General features: G+C 70.4%; 15 protein-coding genes. 6 read left to right on the forward strand and 9 right to left on the reverse strand.

Annotation, left to right across the window (positions count from 1 at the left end; translation table 11 throughout):
* The first annotated feature begins 7 nt into the window (after nucleotides 1–7).
* From LX88_RS33350 to LX88_RS33370, 5 genes are all read left to right on the forward strand, one after another.
* Nucleotides 8–1,354 carry a leucine-rich repeat domain-containing protein gene (locus LX88_RS33350; RefSeq protein ID WP_258951762.1) on the forward strand — a complete coding sequence of 449 codons (1,347 nt, stop codon included), beginning with the start codon at nucleotides 8–10 and terminating at the stop codon, nucleotides 1,352–1,354.
* A gap of 18 nt (nucleotides 1,355–1,372) precedes the next feature.
* The gene (locus LX88_RS33355; RefSeq protein ID WP_258951763.1) at nucleotides 1,373–1,981 is read left to right on the forward strand and encodes a leucine-rich repeat domain-containing protein; all 609 of its coding nucleotides are present in this window, start codon (nucleotides 1,373–1,375) and stop codon (nucleotides 1,979–1,981) included.
* 53 nt (nucleotides 1,982–2,034) lie between these two features.
* Nucleotides 2,035–3,003, forward strand: a complete 969-nt coding sequence (locus LX88_RS33360) for an NAD(P)-dependent alcohol dehydrogenase (RefSeq protein ID WP_258951764.1) — start codon at nucleotides 2,035–2,037, stop codon at nucleotides 3,001–3,003.
* A gap of 68 nt (nucleotides 3,004–3,071) precedes the next feature.
* Nucleotides 3,072–4,544: a carboxylesterase/lipase family protein gene (locus tag LX88_RS33365; protein WP_258951765.1), complete on the forward strand. Its 1,473-nt coding sequence runs from the start codon at nucleotides 3,072–3,074 to the stop codon at nucleotides 4,542–4,544.
* Nucleotides 4,541–4,981, forward strand: a complete 441-nt coding sequence (locus tag LX88_RS33370; RefSeq protein WP_258951766.1) for a tetratricopeptide repeat protein — start codon at nucleotides 4,541–4,543, stop codon at nucleotides 4,979–4,981. Before LX88_RS33365 ends, LX88_RS33370 begins: the two co-directional genes overlap by 4 nt.
* Here LX88_RS33370 and LX88_RS33375 read toward each other — a convergent pair.
* Genes LX88_RS33375 through LX88_RS33385 form a run of 3 tightly spaced genes read right to left on the reverse strand, consistent with a single transcriptional unit; the run spans nucleotide 4,967 to nucleotide 8,336 of the window.
* Nucleotides 4,967–6,580 carry an SDR family oxidoreductase gene (locus tag LX88_RS33375; RefSeq protein ID WP_258951767.1) on the reverse strand — a complete coding sequence of 538 codons (1,614 nt, stop codon included), beginning with the start codon at nucleotides 6,578–6,580 and terminating at the stop codon, nucleotides 4,967–4,969. The genes LX88_RS33370 and LX88_RS33375 overlap by 15 nt on opposite strands.
* 2 nt (nucleotides 6,581–6,582) lie before the next feature.
* On the reverse strand, nucleotides 6,583–7,479 hold the full coding sequence (locus tag LX88_RS33380) for a PDR/VanB family oxidoreductase (RefSeq protein ID WP_258951768.1): 897 nt from the start codon (nucleotides 7,477–7,479) through the stop codon (nucleotides 6,583–6,585).
* The gene (locus tag LX88_RS33385; protein ID WP_258951769.1) at nucleotides 7,479–8,336 is read right to left on the reverse strand and encodes a metal-dependent hydrolase; all 858 of its coding nucleotides are present in this window, start codon (nucleotides 8,334–8,336) and stop codon (nucleotides 7,479–7,481) included. Before LX88_RS33385 ends, LX88_RS33380 begins: the two co-directional genes overlap by 1 nt.
* A gap of 71 nt (nucleotides 8,337–8,407) precedes the next feature.
* On the opposite strand from LX88_RS33385, the gene LX88_RS33390 reads away from it, so the two are divergent.
* Nucleotides 8,408–9,019, forward strand: coding sequence for a TetR/AcrR family transcriptional regulator (locus LX88_RS33390; RefSeq protein WP_258951770.1), 612 nt, complete (start codon nucleotides 8,408–8,410; stop codon nucleotides 9,017–9,019).
* Nucleotides 9,020–9,034: 15 nt separating this feature from the next.
* Here the strand turns inward: LX88_RS33390 and LX88_RS33395 are convergent, their stop codons facing one another.
* The 6 genes from LX88_RS33395 to LX88_RS33420 all read right to left on the reverse strand — a co-directional run bounded on the left by LX88_RS33395 (nucleotide 9,035) and on the right by LX88_RS33420 (nucleotide 16,707).
* Nucleotides 9,035–9,988, reverse strand: coding sequence for a class I SAM-dependent methyltransferase (locus LX88_RS33395; RefSeq protein ID WP_258951771.1), 954 nt, complete (start codon nucleotides 9,986–9,988; stop codon nucleotides 9,035–9,037).
* Nucleotides 9,989–10,116: 128 nt separating this feature from the next.
* The gene (locus tag LX88_RS33400) at nucleotides 10,117–10,938 is read right to left on the reverse strand and encodes an SGNH/GDSL hydrolase family protein (RefSeq protein ID WP_258951772.1); all 822 of its coding nucleotides are present in this window, start codon (nucleotides 10,936–10,938) and stop codon (nucleotides 10,117–10,119) included.
* Nucleotides 10,939–11,020: 82 nt separating this feature from the next.
* Nucleotides 11,021–13,216, reverse strand: a complete 2,196-nt coding sequence (locus LX88_RS33405; RefSeq protein WP_258951773.1) for a heavy metal translocating P-type ATPase — start codon at nucleotides 13,214–13,216, stop codon at nucleotides 11,021–11,023.
* Nucleotides 13,206–14,060, reverse strand: a complete 855-nt coding sequence (locus LX88_RS33410; protein WP_258951774.1) for a DUF8832 domain-containing protein — start codon at nucleotides 14,058–14,060, stop codon at nucleotides 13,206–13,208. Before LX88_RS33410 ends, LX88_RS33405 begins: the two co-directional genes overlap by 11 nt.
* 75 nt (nucleotides 14,061–14,135) lie before the next feature.
* A complete protein-coding gene (locus LX88_RS33415; protein ID WP_258951775.1) occupies nucleotides 14,136–14,417 on the reverse strand; it encodes a metal-sensitive transcriptional regulator in 282 nt (93 codons plus the stop codon).
* A gap of 508 nt (nucleotides 14,418–14,925) precedes the next feature.
* Nucleotides 14,926–16,707 carry an FAD-binding dehydrogenase gene (locus LX88_RS33420; RefSeq protein ID WP_258951776.1) on the reverse strand — a complete coding sequence of 594 codons (1,782 nt, stop codon included), beginning with the start codon at nucleotides 16,705–16,707 and terminating at the stop codon, nucleotides 14,926–14,928.
* Nucleotides 16,708–16,802: the final 95 nt, after the last annotated feature.

Here is a 16,802-nt window from a genome sequence, read left to right on the forward strand (position 1 = left end):
CGGGCGGGTGGACGAGGAAATCGCGAGAGCGCTGCGCGGAACGCCGAGCACCTTGGCGTTCCGCGCGCTTTGTGCTGCCGTGACGAGGTCCGGCGAGGATCTTCTTGCGTGGTGCGAAGAACAGCTGGCCTCCTGGCCGGACGAGACCCGCCAGGCTCCGTACCCGTGGATCGCCGCACTGGAAGCCGGTTTCATCAGACCGGTGTGGCCGCTGGTCCGCTCGCTCGACCTCGGCAGCGGTGTCCGTCAGGGGATGCGCGCACTGGCGCTTCCCGATCCGCGGACCTGTGCCGAGGTGCGTGCGGTCACCGACCTGAAGCTCGCCCCGTTCGGCCACCGCCAGGTGGCGGCGTTCGCCGAGACAGCGGACCACTGGCGGAACCTGCGTTCGGTGGAGGTCGCGGGACTGTGGGAGTTCGACGCGGAACCGATGGCGCGGTTCGCGGCGAGCGACGCGGTGGCCCGGCTGGAGTCGCTGACGGTCGTGCGGGTGCGGGAGAGCCTGTGGGGCCTCGACAACCCACCACTGCGCATCGAGCGGCCGACCGGGCTGAAACACGCGGGTCTGCTCGCGGATGACCTGCTCCACCTGCTGCGCAACGGTTTCGCACCGGACCTGACCTCCGTCACCGTGCTCGTGCGGAGCGTCGGCGAGGCAAGCGAGCTGGCCGGGTTCGAAGGACTCGCCGCACTGGAGCGGCTCGAGATCGGGTTCCGCTGCGGCAAGGACGCGGTCGAGCAGGACGAGATCGCGTCCGAGGAGTTCTTCTCCCGCGCGCGACTGACGAACCTCCGCAGCCTCACCGTGCACGGGTCGCACCTGAACAGGGGTGGTGCGCGCGGCCTGATCGCGGCCGAAGCCGTGCTGCGGCAGCTCACCGAACTGACCCTTGCGGACCTGCCGGGCGGCGACGACGTGATCGCTCTTGTCCTGGGCGCCACCGACGCCGCGATCATCGAGAAGCTCGCCCTGACCGGCCTCGTTGCCACCGACCGCAGCGCCGACGCGTTCGCCGCCGAGTACCCGAGGCTGCGGCACCTGGACCTGAACGGGAACTACCTCGGTCCCGCAGGTGTGCGAAAGCTGCTCGCCGCCCGCTTGCCCGTGCTCGAACACCTCGACCTCGGTTGCGTGAGCGGGACGCCGCACTACAGCCGTGCGCGGCCACAGCCGATCGGCGACGCGGGCGCTCAGGCCGTGGCACGGCACAAGGGCTTGAAGCGGCTGAACCTCGCGGCCACGGGTCTCACACCAGCGGGCCTCCGTTCGGTGCTGGAGCTGCCGCTCGAGTTCCTGGACGTGTCGAGCAACCCGCTGGGCGACCTGCCGTCGTTGCCGGCAGCGCCCGCCTAGCGCACCCTCCGGACGCTGGTGCTGGACGACTGCGCGTTCGGTGACCCGGCGTTGCTGCCGCCGAACGCTCCGCTGCTGGAAAGCCTCTCCCTGGCGCACAACAACATCGGCTCCGATAGCGCGCGTGCACTCGCCGCCTGGCCGGTGCTGCCGCAGCTGTGGGAACTGAACCTGCACGAGAACGTCATCGGTGACGACGGCCTGGTGGATCTGGCCAGATCCCGCGCGGCACAACGACTTCTCGAACTGGACCTGGAACAGGACGTCTGGACCGCGCACCGCCGCCGCCACAGCGCGCCGCTTCCCGCCGAGGTCGTGGCGCCGGAGTCGTTCCCGAACCTGGACGCGCTGTACCTGGGCGTGATCGACGACTACCACGGCCATCGCAGCTCGTGCGGCTTTCCCCGTGACCGGCTCGAAGAACTGATCAGGACCGGACGTCCCGAGCTGGCCGCGTTCCTCTCGCACGTCGACCTCATCGCGTACCTCCCCGGCGAGAACGAGGACTGGGACCCGAGAACGGAGGACTACCGCTCCGAACGCCTGGCCCGGTACGCCGAGGCGTTCGCCGCCGCCGAGCAGTTCGCCCGCGAGGTGATGCCGGGTGACCCTAGGGGTCGTCCCTGATGTGCCAAGGTGTCGCCGCCGCTTACCTTCCTGCACAAGCGAGGGAGGCCGCGATGAAGGCGATCGTCCAGGACAGGTATGGCTCTGCGGACGTGTTGGAACTGCAGGAGGTCGAACGCCCCGTGCCCGCCGCCGGCGAGGTGCTGGTGCGGGTGCGGGCGTCGTCGGTGAACGCCGCCGACTGGCACATCATGCGCGGTGACCCGTACTTCGCGCGGCTGTTCCTGGGCTTGAAGGGGCCGAAGACGCGGATCCGGGGGATGGACTTCGCGGGCGTGGTCGAGGAGACCGGGCCGGGTGTGGGCGGCATGGTGCAGGTCGGGGACGAGGTGTTCGGCGAGGTCGAGGGGTCCTTCGCCGAATACGTCCGGGTGCCCGCGAACCTGGTCCAGCACAAGCCGTCCAACCTCACGTTCGAGCAGGCGGCGACGCTCCCGCTGGCGGGCAACACGGCGTGGATGGGGCTGAAGGACCTGCGGGCCGGGCAGAAGGTGCTGATCAACGGCGCGTCCGGCGGGGTGGGGCTGCTGGCGGTGCAGGTCGCCAAGGCGCGCAAGGCGGTCGTGACCGGGGTGTGCAGCACGCGCAACGTCGAGCAGGTCCGCTCGGTCGGCGCCGACCACGTCGTCGACTACGAGACCACGGACTTCACGCGTTCCGGGCAACGCTACGACCTCGTCTTCGACCTGGTGGGGAACAGGTCCATGGGCGAGTTGCGGGCGCTGCTCGCCGACGACGGCACGCTGGTGCTGTCCGGCGGCGGCAGCTTCACCGGGGGAGTGCTGTTCGGGCCGTACCGGCTGATCATCCAGGGCAAGCTGCTCGCGTCGTTCTCGCGGCAGCGGCTCGTGGTGCTGGAGGCCAAGCCCAGCAGGGACAACCTGGCCGCGCTGGCGGAGCTCGCGCAGTCGGGGCAGCTCGTGCCGGTGATCGAGCGGACCTACCCGCTGACCGACGTGGCCGACGCCATCCGGCACGTCGAGTCGGAGCACGCGCGAGCGAAGGTCGTCGTCACGGCCTGAGCATCTGTCCGGACCGCTCAGCGGTAAATCCCTGGCTTTTTCGCGGGCCGTGCGCCGACCATTCGGCCATGGTCGAGGTTCGAGTCACCGGCGGCACGGTTCGCGGCACCGCTGAGCAGGGGATGGCGGTGTTCCGCGGCGTCCCGTTCGCGGCGCCGCCGGTCGGGGAGTTCCGTTTCGCCGCACCGCAACCGGTCTTGGCGTGGGACGGCGTGCGAGAGGTGCTGGCGTTCGGGCCGCCGCCACCGCAGGCCGCGGTGTTCGGCATGGACGGCATGGGCGCCGCCGGTGACGAGTGGCTGACGGTGAACGTCTGGTCGCCCGACGTCGCCGGCGACCTGCCGGTGATGGTGTGGATCCAGGGCGGCGCCTACACGGTCGGCATGTCCGGCCTGCCCGAGTACGACGGCGCGCGGCTCGCGTCCGGCGGTGTCGTCGTGGTGACGTTCAACTACCGCGTCGGCATCGAGGGGTTCGCGCTGATCGAGGGCGCCCCCGCGAACCGCGGCCTGCTGGACCAGGTCGCGGCGCTCGAGTGGGTGCGCGACAACATCCGTGCGTTCGGTGGTGATCCGGCCCGCGTGACGGTCTTCGGCCAGTCGGCGGGCGGTGGTTCGGTGGCGGCGTTGCTGGCGATGCCCCGCGCCGCGGGCCTGTTCCACCGCGCGATCGCGAGCAGCGTGCCGGGCACGTTCTTCTCGCCGGAACTGGCCGCGGACATCGCTGCCGCGTGCGCTGCCGAGCTCGGGTTGCGCCCCACCGCCGCCGATTTGTCCACTGTGGAACCGGAACTGCTGCCCTCCGCGGGCGACGAGGTCATGGCCAAGATGCGGCAGTTCGAGCGGTGGGGCCAGGCCGCGCACAAGATGGTCCCGTTCGCGCCGGTGGTCGACGGCGACGTCCTGCCGATGACGCCGTGGGAGGCGCTGAAGTCGGGCTCCGGCCGCGATGTCGAGCTGATCACCGGGCACACACGCCACGAGCAGCGGCTTCTGTCCGTGTTGGAGGGTCTGATCGGCAGCGTGACGCCGGAGCAGGCGTCGGAGGCGCTGGAGGTGTTCGCGCCGGGCCTCGCGTATCCGGAGGTGGAGCCGGAGGAGCTGTTCGAGGTGGTCTGCTCGGACTGGCTGTTCCGGATGCCGTCGCTGCACCTCGCGGAGGCGCAGGTGGCGGCGGGCGGCCGCGCGCACGTCTACGTGGTGGCCTTCGAGCCGACCGAGGTGTTCCGCGCGTGCCACGGGGTCGACGTGCCGCTGGTGTTCGGCAACCTCGACCGCGGGCAGGCGGCCGCGGTGCTCGGCGAGATCACGCCGGAGGTGGAGGCGGTGTCGGCCCGGATGCGGGCGGCGTGGACGGGGTTCGCCGTGAACGGTGACCCCGGCTGGCTCGCCTACTCCGCCGACCGCACCACGCGGGTCTTCGACGTCCAGGACGAGGTCACCGCGTACCCGGAAGAACGTTCGCGGTTGATCTGGCAGGACCACACGTGGGAATACCTGCCCCTGCGAGGCGTTGTACGCGCCGGAAGGGAGGTTCGATGAACAACGAACTCTCGGTGCACGACAGCACGATGTTCAACGCCTACCAGCCGAACGGTGAGCCGGCGGCGGATCGCTGGGTGACGGCGATGCGCCTGTTCGACGCCGATCACGTCGAGACGCCTGCCGAGAGGTGGGAGCGCGCGCAGCTGCTGTTCGAGTCCCGCGACTACGTGAAGGCCGCGGAACTGCTGGCTGCTGTCGCCGGCGAGGTGCCGTTCCAGACGGACCTCCACCTGCTGCTCGCCCGCGCCTACTACCACTCGGCGCAGCTGAACAAGGCCGAGGCGCAACTCCGCGTGATCGTGGACCGCGCCCCCGTCGAGCACTACGCCCACCTGCTGCTCGGCCGCACGCTGGAGCGGCAGGGCCGGCCGGAGGAGGCCGCGCCCTGGCTCCGCCTCGCCGCCGCGTTCGGTGGGGAACTAGCCGAGGTCTAGCTTGGCGAACGTGCGCAGGAGGCCCGGTGCGACCCGGCTGGCGAGCCGGGCCGCCCTGGCCTCCGCCGTCACCGGCACGACGGGCTTGTTGCGGCGCACCGCTCGCACGATCTCGCGCGCCACGCCTTCGGGGCCGAAGCCACGCTGGCCGTAGATCCGGGACGCTCGGTCCTGCTTGCGGCGCTCCTCCTCGGAGCTGACACCGGAGAACGTCGTGGTCGCGGTGATGTTCGTGTTCACCACTCCCGGGCAGATCGCGCTGACGCCGATGGCGTGCGGCGCCAGCTCGGCTCGCAGGCAGTCCGACAGCATGAACACCGCCGCCTTGCTGGTGGCGTACGCGGAGAGGATCTTCGACGGCAGGTAGGCCGCCGCCGAGGACAGGTTCACGATGTGGCCGCCCTCGCCGCGTTCGACCATCAGCTCGCCGAACGCCCGGCAGCCGTGCACGACACCCCACAGGTTGACGTCCAGCACCCGTTGCCACTGCTCGGTCGAGGTCGACAGGAACGACCCGGAGTGGCCGATGCCGGCGTTGTTCACGACCACGTCGGGCACTCCGTGCTCGTCCGCGACCTGCCGCGCCCAGGCCCGTACCGCCTCCTCTGAGCGCACGTCGACCTCGTAGGCGTGGCCGTCCACCATGCCCGCCGTCTCCTTTGCCGCGGCGAAGTCCACATCGGACACCACGACCCGAGCACCCGCCTTGGCGAACGCCACCGCGGTCGCCCGCCCGATGCCGCTGCCACCACCCGTGATCACGACGAGTTCGCGCTTCGGCGTGGAGTCCGAGACGAACTCGCTGATCATCCGGGCGAGCGGCTCCGGGTGGCTCAGCGGCGCCCAGTGCCCGGCCGCGATCTTCCTGCGCGTGAGCGACGGCACCCAGCTTTCGAGGTCCAGCGGTTCGGTGCGGATGTAGCGGTCGTGGACCGGCTGGACGACCTGCACCGGCATGGGTGCGAAACGCTGCCGCGGCGACCGCATGACCTGCCGGATGTTGGCTCGGTACAACGAGATCCCGCGCACCGCGTCGGAGGTGATCGTGCGCGCGGGCTTGACCTCGACGCCCTCCAGCCGCCGCAGCACGCCTCCCCAGCGCGGGCCGAGGTAGAGCCGCCAGAACAGGGGCGCGACCACCGGCAGCTGGAACGCGCCGATGTACCAGGATCGCAGCAACTGCCGGAGGCGGGCGATCGACAACCCCTTCCGCGACCAGTGCGCCATGTGGTCGAGGCACGGTCCGGAGATGGAGGTGAACGTGGCGATCCGCGCGCCGGGCGTGGTCACCGCCTCCCAGGACTGGATCGACCCCCAGTCGTGGCCGACCAGGTGCACCGGCTCGTCCGGGCTGACCGCGTCGATCACCGCGAACAGGTCCGCCGCCAGCCGTTCGAGCCGGTAACCGTCCTCAGTGGACGGCGGCGTCGACTCACCGGCGCCGCGCACGTCGTACGTGACGACGCGGAAGTCCTTCTCCAGGAAGGCGGCCACGCGGTCCCAGACCTCATGCGTGTCCGGATACCCGTGCACCAGGACCACCGTCGGGCCGGACGTGCCGCGCACCTGCACGGCGAGTTCGACTTCCCCGGAACGCACCTTCACATGTCCTCCAAGACGAGTCGGTCACCGGTGGGCCGGTCCACGCAGATCCGCACGCCGCCGACGTCGCACGTGCCGCAGAACCCCTGCCGGCAGGAGTAGGCGACCGACGGCCGGAAGTCCCTGATCACGTCGAGCGCCGACCGGTCGGCCGGCACGTCGAGGGATACCCCGCTGCGCCGCAGCTCGACCGCGAACGGCCGCCCGTCGACGATCGGCGGAGGGCTGAAGCGTTCGAAGTGCAGCCAGCGCGACGAGAACTCGGCTCGCACCTGGTCGAGCATCGACGCCGGTCCACAGCAGTACACGGCGCCTCGCGGCGATGCGTCCCCGAGCAGCGCCGGGCCGCGTCCGATCCGCACGTCGACGCGGCCGGCTGGGAGCTCGTCCAGGAACGGCATCGCCGCCGTCGACCGCCCGCAGTACACGAGCCGCCAGTCGAGGCCCGCCCGCGCGGCCGCGTGCACCATCGGCAGGATCGCGGTGATCCCGATGCCGCCCGCCACGAACACGACGGGCCCGATCCCGGCGAACGGGAAGGCGTTGCGCGGTCCCCGCACCTGGATCCGGTCGCCGACCCGCAGGGCCTGCACCTCGCGCGAACCGGCGCCGACCTCGCGGACCGCGATCCGGTAGGTGTCCTCGCCCGGATCACCGCACAACGAGTACTGGCGGCGCAGCCCGGACGGCAGGTGCAGGTCGAGGTGGCAGCCGGGTTGCCAGGCGGGCAGTGCCGGCCCGCCGAAGCGGAGGGAGACCACGCCCTCCGCGACCTGTGAGCGTTCGACGACGTCGAGCCACAACGCATCGCGCGCGGCACCGGGTCGCGCCCGGCCGCCGAACCGCGTGACCGCGGCGTCGTAGAGGTTCCCGAACCGGGTCAGGCCGGTGAGCATCAGTGCGCCTCGCGGGCGGCGGGGGAGGAGGCGAGGTACGCGATCGCCTGCGCCGTCGACCCTTCCTGCTTCGGGTGGTAAGCCGGGTGGAAGTACCGCAGGAACGCCCGGAAGACCTCCGGCAGCTTCGGCAGCAAGCCGCGCCTGGCAGCCCGCGCGAACTCCCGCCAGGTGAGCCGCACCGTCGTGGTCCGGTCCGCGCGCACCATGAACCGCGCCCCGCGCACCCACAGCCAGAACAGCACCGGCGCGACCAGCAGCATCGCCCGCGCCCGCCGCACGTACCGGCGGTCGAGGTGGCACATCAGGTCGTACGCGACGCTGCGGTGCTCGACCTCCTCGGCGGCGTGCCAGCGCAGCAGGTCCAGCATCACCGGGTGGATGCCCGCCCGGTCGAGCGCGCCGGCGTTCAGCATCCAGTCGCCCAGGTAGGCCGTGAAGTGCTCGACGGCGGCGACGATCGCGACCCGTTCGATCAGTTGTTCGCGCGCCTGTTCCCCGGTCAGCCCGGCCTGGGGGCCGAGGATCCGCTGGAAGACGTGCTCCATCTGCCGGGTGAACGGCCGCGGGTCCAGTCCGTTGGCGAGCAGGTGGTCCAGGACCTCGCTGTGCGCCTCGGCGTGCATGGCCTCCTGCCCGATGAACCCGAGCACGTCCTCGCGCAGCGTGTCGTCGGAGATCAGCGGCACGGCCTGCTGGAACGTCCGCACGAACCACCGCTCGCCCTCGGGCAGCAGCAGGTGCAGGACGTTCATGACGTGCGTGGTCACCGGCTCGTCCGGCACCCAGTGCATCGGCAGGGTCGACCAGTCGAACTGCACGTCACGCGGCTGCAGAACGAGGTTGTCCGGCTCCATCGCAGTACCTCCGCCAATTACTACGCCTGCGTAGCTTTGTGAAAGCTACGCCACCGTAGCAATATGGCGGGGTGAACACAACGCGTCGCAAGTACGCCCGCCGCCTGCCGCCGGAGCAGCGCCGCGAGCAGCTGCTGGACGCCGCGCTGAGCCTCATCCCGGCCGGGTTCGACACCGTGACCATGGAGTCGGTCGCGAAACACGCCGAAGTCACCAAGCCCGTGCTCTACGACCTGTTCGCCAACCGGGGCGAGCTCATCAGCGCCCTGCTCGAACGCGAGGCCGGCCGCGCCACCGAACAGGTCCTGGCCGCCCTGCCCACGGACTTCGCCACCCGGACCCCGGACGACGCCTTCGCCGACGCCGTCCGGGTCTTCGTGAACGCCGTGGTCGAGGCCCCTGACCGCTGGCGCCTCGTGCTGCTCCCGCCGGAGGGCACCCCGCCCGAGTTCCGCGACCAGGTCGAGCTGGTCCGCGCCGGCGTGCTGGCCCAGATCGAGGACCTCGCCGCCCTGGGCCTGAAGGAGCTCGGCCGCCTCGACGACCTCGACTCGGCCCTGCTGGGCCACGCGATGCTCGCCCTCGCCGAGATGTCCGGCCGCCTCGTGCTCACCGACCCGGAGAAGTTCACGCCGGACCGGCTGGCGGCCTTCGTGACCCGGATCGCCCACGGCCTGCGCTGAGCGTCCGGGACGTCGTCACCGCCTGGTGCGCACGTGCGTGAGCAGCGCCAGCCCGGTCGGGTCGGGGCCCGCGGACACGTCGCAGCCCGGCAGCAACGCCCGGACGGCGCGCTCGTCGCGTTCGACCACCGACCAGTCCATCAGGTACTCGAGCGACCACCGGAACGGGTTGCCGGTCGTGCTGCTGGAGAAGTAGAACGTGCCGCCGGGACGGCAGAGCCTGGTCAGCACGGCCTCGGTCAGCCGCACGGCCGCCTTGTCGTTGAGGTAGTCGTACAGGCCGTTGACCAGCACCAGGTCGAACGGCCCGAGCTCGGCGAGCTTCGGCAGCGCGCGGAACACGTTGCCGGGAACCGCGGTCGTGACCTCGCCCAGCAGCCCGAGCCGCTTCTGCGCCAGTTCCAGCGCGTCCGGGTCGACGTCGGTGAGCACGAACCGGTCGCCGGGCCGCAGGATGCCCGGCGGGATGAGCCGCAGGTCGGGGGCGGCGCCGGACGCGATCAGCAGCACCGAACGCGGGCCGCCCCGCGGCGCGGTCAGGCAGTCGCTGATCAGCCGGGCCTGGTGCATCACCCGGTTGCGCTGCTGCTGGGTGATCGCGGAGCCCTGCAGGTGCGCCTCGACGTGCCAGCCGAGCGTGCCGGCCTGGGAGTTGTTCGCCTGCGCCATCACGTGTTCGACCAGCTGGAAGTCACTCGGATAGCCGCGCGCCCACTCGTTCTCGTCACGCGTGAAGGGGGAGCGTGAACACTTCGAGCGCGCGGGCTGGACGATCGCGGCGATGTCCTCGTCCGGCACGCCCGCGAGCACGGCCGCGCCGATCTGCGTGCTGAGCGTGCGCAAACGGCCACCGACCAGCATGTGCGCCGACGGGTCCGCGAGGTCGAACTCCCTCTCACTGCGCAGGAAGCCGTCGACGGCGTCGTTCAGCCGGTGCAGGACGTCGGTGCTGTGCGGGAGCACGGTCATCAACCACTTCCTCGGTGCGGCAACGGGTTCCAGAGACTGTCAGGCCGAGCGGCTGATCAACAGGGTCTTTCGGGTAATACGGGGAAAACCCCGACCCGGTTCGCCGGAGATCGCCCAGTCGCGTGACGTCAGCGACTCGCCGCGGTGACGGCCTCCGCGATCGCCTGGTGACCGGCGGGCGTCGGATGAACGTCGGTGCGGTCGCAGAAGTAGGTGAGCGTGCACACCTTGGCGACCGAGGCCGGGATCTGGCCGTACTTCGGGTCCTGCGTCAGCTCGGTCAGCGCGCCGTAGCCGCCGGTCGAGCTCGTGACGTCGGCGAACTTCGCGCCGAACCTGCCGTACTGGGCCGCGATCTTCGTGTTGAAGTCCTGGAACATCGTGACCGACAGCCGGGCGAGGTTCTTGCCGTTCGGGAACGACGGGTTCACCCAGGCGCCGAGGAAGACGTCCGGGTAGGTCAGCCCGACGATCTTCACGTCCGGCGCGGCCTCCCTCAGTTCGGTGAGCGCGCCGGCGACGTTGGTCTGGATGTCGGCGACGGTCCTGGTCGCGCACTCCAGCGGTTCCTGCGACAGCGCGCACGGCGCCAGGTCGTTGCCGCCGATCACCACCGTGACCAGGCCGGTCTTGCGGCCGCGCAGCGCGTCGACCGCGGCGTCGAGCTGGGTCTTGCCGCCGGCGTCGGGCCCGCAGGCCGGTTTGGAGGCGAGGTCGGCGGACGTGGCGCCGTTGCAGGCCAGGTTGATCAGCTCGAGGCCCGACTCCCTCGCGACGATCTGCGCGAAGCTCTCAGCGGTGCCGCCCGGCCCGAAGCCCGTCGCGTAGGAGTCGCCGATCGACACGTGGACCTGCTGCTCGTCCGGCGGCTGCTCGCTGCCGGACGCAGGCGCCGGGACGGGCGCGGGTGGCGGCGAGGAGCACGCGCCCAACGCCACCAGTAGCGTCAAGACCAGCGCAAACCTCGGCACAACCGCTCCTCCTGTCCGGAACTGATGTGCCGAGGCTACGAAACCGCCCGTGAGGGTCCTGTCAGCGGAAGGCGCGCAACCGCAGGCTGTTGCTCACCACGAACACCGACGAGAACGCCATGGCCGCCCCCGCGATCATCGGGTTGAGCAGGCCCAGCGCCGCCAGCGGCAGTGCGGCGACGTTGTAGGCGAACGCCCAGAACAGGTTGCCCTTGATCGTGCTGAGCGTGCGCCGCGCCAGCCTGATCGCGTCGACGGCGGCCCGCAGGTCACCGCGCACCAGCGTGAGGTCGCTGGCCTCGATCGCGACGTCCGTGCCGGTGCCCATGGCCAGGCCCAGATCGGCCTGGGCGAGCGCGGCGGCGTCGTTCACGCCGTCCCCGACCATCGCCACGACGCGTCCCTCGTCCTGCAGGCGCTTCACGACGTCGACCTTGTCGGCCGGCAGCACCTCGGCGATGACCTCGTCGATGCCGACCTCGGCCGCCACCGCTTCCGCCGCGGCCCTGTTGTCGCCGGTCAGCAGCACCGGACGCAGCCCGAGCCGCCGGAGGCCCGCGATGGCCTCCTTCGACGTGGGCTTCACCGTGTCCGCGACGACCAGCACGCCCCGGGCCTTGCCGTCCCACGCGACCAGCACCGCCGTGCGCCCCTGCCGTTCCGCCGCCTCCCGGGCCTCGGTGAGACGGGGGTCGAGCTGCACGCTCCAGTCGCTGAGCAGGCGTTCCCGGCCCACGAGCACCGCGTGAGCGTTCACCACGCCCTGCACGCCGAGACCCTCGACGTTCTGGAAGTCCTCGACGGCGGGCACGTCGCCCGCGGCCTGGACGATCGCTCTGGCGATCGGGTGCTCGGACCCGTTCTCCAGCGCCCCGGCGAGCTTCAGGACCTCGTCCTCGTCCTCACCCTCGGCGGTGTGAACGCTCACCAGGCTCATCCGGCCCGTCGTCACCGTGCCGGTCTTGTCGAGCACCACGGTGTCGACGCGGCGGGTGGACTCCAGCACCTCCGGGCCCTTGATCAGGATGCCGAGCTGGGCACCCCGGCCGGTGCCGACGAGCAGCGCCGTCGGCGTCGCCAGGCCCAGCGCACACGGGCAGGCGATGATCAGCACCGCGACCGCGGCCGTGAACGCCGCTCCCACGCCGCCGCCCATGCCGAGCCAGAACCCGAGCGTGCCCACCGCGAGAGCGATGACGATCGGCACGAACACGGCCGAGATCCGGTCCGCGAGGCGCTGCACCTCGGCCTTGCCGTTCTGCGCCTCCTCGACCAGCCGGGCCATCTGCGCGAGCTGCGTGTCCGACCCGATCCGCGTGGCGCGCACGACGAGCCGCCCGCCGGCGTTGACCGTCGCACCGGCCACCGCGTCACCGGGCCGCACCTCCACCGGCACCGACTCACCGGTGAGCATGCTCGCGTCGACAGCCGAGGTGCCTTCCTCGACGACGCCGTCCGTGGCGATCTTCTCGCCGGGACGGACGACGAACCGGTCGCCGGCCTCGAGCTCGTCCGCCGGGACGCGGACCTCACGGCCGTCCCTCAGGACCGCGACCTCCTTGGCGCCGAGTTCGAGCAGCGCCTGCAACGCCGCCCCGGCCCGCCGCTTGGACCGCGCCTCGAAGTAGCGCCCGGCCAGGATGAACGTCGTGACGCCCGCCGCGACCTCGAGGTAGATGCTGCCGGTCCCGGCCATCCGCTCGATGGTGAACGTGAACCCGTGCGTCATGCCGGGCGTGCCCGCCGTGCCGAGGAACAGCGCGTAGAGCGACCACAGGAACGCCGCCCCCACGCCGATCGAGATCAGCGTGTCCATCGTGGCGGCGCCGTGCCTGAGGTTCGTCCACGCCGCCTTGTGGAACGGCCACGCGGCATACGTGACGACCGGCGCGGCTAGGGCCAGCGACAGCCACTGCCAGTACGTGAACTGCAGGGCCGGGACCATCGCGAGCACGACCACCGGCACCGACAGCACGGCCGACGTGATCAACCGCTCCCGCAACGTCCTCACCGGGTCGTCGCCCGGCTTCTCGGCCGGGGCTGCGGCGGGGAGTTCGGCGGTGTAGCCGGTGTCCTCGACCACCTTCACCAGGTCGGCGGGCGTGAGTTCGCCCGCGTAGCTGATCCGCGCCTTCTCGGTCGCGTAGTTCACCGACGCCTCGACGCCGTCCAGCTTGTTGAGCTTGCGCTCGATCCGGGCCGCGCAGGATGCGCAGGTCATGCCGCCGATCGAGATCTCGATGGTGTCAGTGGCCATGACCGCCCTCCTCGTGCGTCGTGAGCGTGAACTCCGCGGTGCGGACCTGGTCCTCGTGCTGGAAGTCCAGGAACAGCCGGTACCTGCCGGCCGTCGGGACCTCGACCGCGAACTTCACCTGGTCGCTCTCCTCCGGGTGCACGTGCAGGTACGCCAGGTCGGACGCGCGCAGCGCGACCAGGTGTCCCTTGGCGCCCAGGTAGTTCTGCAGATCCGTCACCGGTCTGCCGTTCTTGCTGATCTCGATGGTGACGGTCGACGCCTTGCCCGGGTTGAGCTCACCCGTGAGGGATACCTCGTAGCCGTCTGCGGTGAACGTGCGGCTGTCGGCGTAGGTCTTCGGGCGGTAGTCGCCTGGTGTGTGGACGTCCGCGCCCAGGGTGGTCTTGGGGCCGTCCTCCGGCTTGAAGTCGGCGAACACCCGGTAGCTGCCTGCGTCGGGGAGGCCCAGGGGGATCGACCACGTGCCGTCCGGTGCCATTTCAGGGTGGACGTGCTGGAAGTTCGAGCCGTCGCGGCGGACCACGATCAGGTGCAGGCGCTTCTCGTGTTCGACCTCGAACTTCGTCGCCGGCTGACCGTCCGGGCCTTCTATGTGGAAGGCCAGCGACTTGTTCTCGTTCAGGCGCAGGGTGTAGCCGTTGTCTGAAACGGACAGTCCTGGTGGGATCTTGACCGGGGTCACCTCGTGGCCGCCGTGTGTGGTTTCGTCGCCGTGCGTGGCTTCCTCGCTGTGGGCCGCGGGTGTTTCCGGTGGTCCGGTTGCGGCGCCTGCCGCCCAGGTTGCGCCGAACACCACTGCCAGTGTCGCGGTGTAGAGCGCGACCTTGTATCCGGTCTTCACTGGTCAGCCCGCCAGTTCGTCGCGCTGGCGGTGTGGACGGACTCGGTCATGGTCGTATTCCTCGCAGGTCGCGGGTTAGGAGCGGACCAGGCGGGCGATGGCGTCGCTTGCCTCCGCGATCTTCGCGTCGGCTGTGGTGCCGCCCTCGGTCATGGCCTGGCTCACGCAGTGCTTGAGGTGCTCGTCGAGCAGCCCCAGTGAGACTGCCTGCAACGCCCTGGTGGCCGCGGAGATCTGGGTGAGCACGTCTATGCAGTACTCGTCCTGGTCGATCATCCGTTGCAAGCCGCGGACCTGGCCTTCGATTCTGCGTAGGCGGCGCAGGTGGGCGTCTTTCGTGGTGGCGTAGCCGTGCATGTCTCGCTCCGTTCCTGCCATCGCTCGGCCGGGTGGTTGTCCGGGGGTGCGGTGGGCTCGTCACATTTATACCCTAGGGGGGTATGGGTATGTCAAAGGTGCGGGCGGTGCGCGACTCTTGTGGGTGGTCACCTTGCGGGCAGCGGGCTTGCGGTTGCGTGCGTTTTCCTGGGGCTCTGCCCCAGACCCCGGCAATCTGATCGGGGGGTGACGCCGTGGGTGGGTTGATGGCACGCCTGTTGCGTTGAGGGTGCGTTGTGGCGGTGGGGTCTCGTCACGAGCCGCACCAAGAGCGGGCCACATGCAGGTAGGGGTGTCAACTCGACGAAAGCGTGTCGAGTTGACACCCCTACCTGCATGCAGCAAGAGCTATGGCGCGACTCGTGACGGGACCCACCGCCCTTGCCTTGCGGTAAGGACGGCTCGCCTTCGGCTTCGCGAATGCGTGGGCATTCGGTGCGGGGTCTGCGGTCAACAGGGGAGACCGCAGACCCCGGGATTGTGGGCGCTAGGCGCTTTCTGCTGCGGCTGCTCGGCCTGCTGCTCGGCCGGAGAACAGGCAGCCGCCCAGGAACGTGCCTTCCAGGGCTCGGTAGCCGTGTACGCCGCCGCCTCCGAAGCCTGCTACTTCGCCTGCTGCGTAGAGGCCGCGGATTGGTTGGGCGTTCGCGCCCAGTACGCGGCCCTGCAGGTCGGTTTGCAGGCCGCCCAGGGTTTTGCGGGTCAGGATGTTCATCCTGATTGCGATCAGTGGGCCGGAGCCCGCGTCCAGGAGTTTGTGCAAGCTCGCTGTGCGGGCGAGGCTGTCGCCGCTGTAGGCCAGGGAGTTGCGGATGCCCATCACCTGGACGTCCTTGGAGAACGGGTTGTCCGTTTGCTGGTCCCGGATGGTGATCTGGCGGCGGAGATCGTCCAGGTTGATCAGGTTCTGGCCGGTCAGGGCGTTCATGCCCGCTACCAGGTCAGGCAGGTTGTTCTTGATCACGAAGTCGACGCCCTTGTCCATGAACGCCTTCACCGGCGGTGGCGTGCTGTTCAGCAGGCGCATTGCCAGGTAGGCGATCAGGTTCTTGGCGGTGATCTCCGGATTCTGCTCTGAGCCGGAGAGCACGAACTCCTTGTCGATGATCTTCTTGTTCAGGACGAACCACGAGTAGTCGTAGCCGGACCTGCCGATCAGCTCCAGGGTGCCGAGCGTGTCCAGTGACGGGATGCCCGGGTTGGGGAAGCGCTTGCCTCGGGCGTCGAGCCACAGGGACGACGGTGCCGCCAGCACGCGGATGCCGTGGTCCGGCCAGATCGGCGTGTGGTTGATCATGCCCTCGGTGTAGTGCCACATGCGGTCTCGGTTGACCAGGCGGCCGCCTGCCAGTTCGGTGATCGCCAGCATCCGGCCGTCCACGTGGGCCGGGACGCCGGTGACCAGGCGCTGTGGTGCCGGGCCCAGGCGGGCCGGCCAGTTGCGGCGCACCAGGTCCTTGTCGGCGCCGATGCCGCCGGAGGTGACCACGACCATCGGTGCGTGCAGCTCGAAGTCGCCGATCTTCTTGCGGGAGCTGGGGGTGCCGCGCGCGGCGCTGCTGGCCTCCAGGACGCTGCCGCGCACGCCGGTGACGGCGCCGTTGGAGGTGATCAGGCCGTCCACCTGGTGCCGGAACTTGAAGGTGACCTTGTTGTCGCGAACGGCGTCGCGCACCTTCTTCTCGAAAGGTTCCATCACGCCTGGGCCGGTGCCCAGCGTCATGTGGAAGCGCGGCACCGAGTTGCCCGGGCCGTCCGCCAGTTGCCCGCCGCGTTCTGCCCAGCCGACGATCGGCACCCAGCGGACGCCCAGCCCGTAGAGCCAGTCGCGCTTCTCGCCGGCGGCGAAGTTCAGGTACGCCTCGGCCCACTTCGCGGCCCAGTAGTCCTCGCCCAGGGGGTCGTTCACGCCGCGGTCGAAGCCAGCGGTGTTGAACCAGTCGGCGCGGGCCAGCTCCAGCGAGTCCTTGATGCCCGCGGTCCGCTGCTCCTGCGAGTTCACGAAGAAGAGGCCGCCCAGCGACCAGAAGGCCTGTCCGCCCAGGCTGGCCTCGGGTTCCTGGTCCAGCAGCAGCACCTTGCGGCCCGCCGCGGCCAGTTCCGAGGTCGCCACGAGGCCCGCCAGGCCGTGTCCGATGACGATGACGTCCGCGTCGACTCGCGGCGCCGCTCCGGCGACTGCCTGCCCCAGGGTCCCGCTCGCGGCGATCGCGCCTATCGCGCCGCTCGCGGCCAGCAGGTTGCGGCGGCTGATGCTCCGTTCTGACATCCCAGGGCCTTCCTCGTTGAAGGGTGGTGCCAACGCGAATTATTCTCGCGTAAAGCAACTAACCAGTAACCGGAGAGCGGGGGATAGGGTCCCGC

It is taken from the genome of Lentzea californiensis (genome assembly GCF_024648825.1).
Classification (GTDB): Bacteria; Actinomycetota; Actinomycetes; order Mycobacteriales; family Pseudonocardiaceae; genus Lentzea; species Lentzea californiensis.

Excerpts from the sequence above, each read along its gene's own strand:
- LX88_RS33380 (WP_258951768.1), bottom strand. The coding sequence starts at position 7,479 with ATGCTCACCGGCCTGACCCGGTTCGGGAACCTCTACGACGCCGCGGTC.
- LX88_RS33370 (WP_258951766.1), top strand. The coding sequence starts at position 4,541 with ATGAACAACGAACTCTCGGTGCACGACAGCACGATGTTCAACGCCTAC.
- LX88_RS33420 (WP_258951776.1), bottom strand. The coding sequence starts at position 16,707 with ATGTCAGAACGGAGCATCAGCCGCCGCAACCTGCTGGCCGCGAGCGGC.
- LX88_RS33395 (WP_258951771.1), bottom strand. The coding sequence starts at position 9,988 with ATGACCGTGCTCCCGCACAGCACCGACGTCCTGCACCGGCTGAACGAC.
- LX88_RS33405 (WP_258951773.1), bottom strand. The coding sequence starts at position 13,216 with ATGGCCACTGACACCATCGAGATCTCGATCGGCGGCATGACCTGCGCA.
- LX88_RS33415 (WP_258951775.1), bottom strand. The coding sequence starts at position 14,417 with ATGCACGGCTACGCCACCACGAAAGACGCCCACCTGCGCCGCCTACGC.
- LX88_RS33385 (WP_258951769.1), bottom strand. The coding sequence starts at position 8,336 with ATGGAGCCGGACAACCTCGTTCTGCAGCCGCGTGACGTGCAGTTCGAC.
- LX88_RS33365 (WP_258951765.1), top strand. The coding sequence starts at position 3,072 with ATGGTCGAGGTTCGAGTCACCGGCGGCACGGTTCGCGGCACCGCTGAG.
- LX88_RS33360 (WP_258951764.1), top strand. The coding sequence starts at position 2,035 with ATGAAGGCGATCGTCCAGGACAGGTATGGCTCTGCGGACGTGTTGGAA.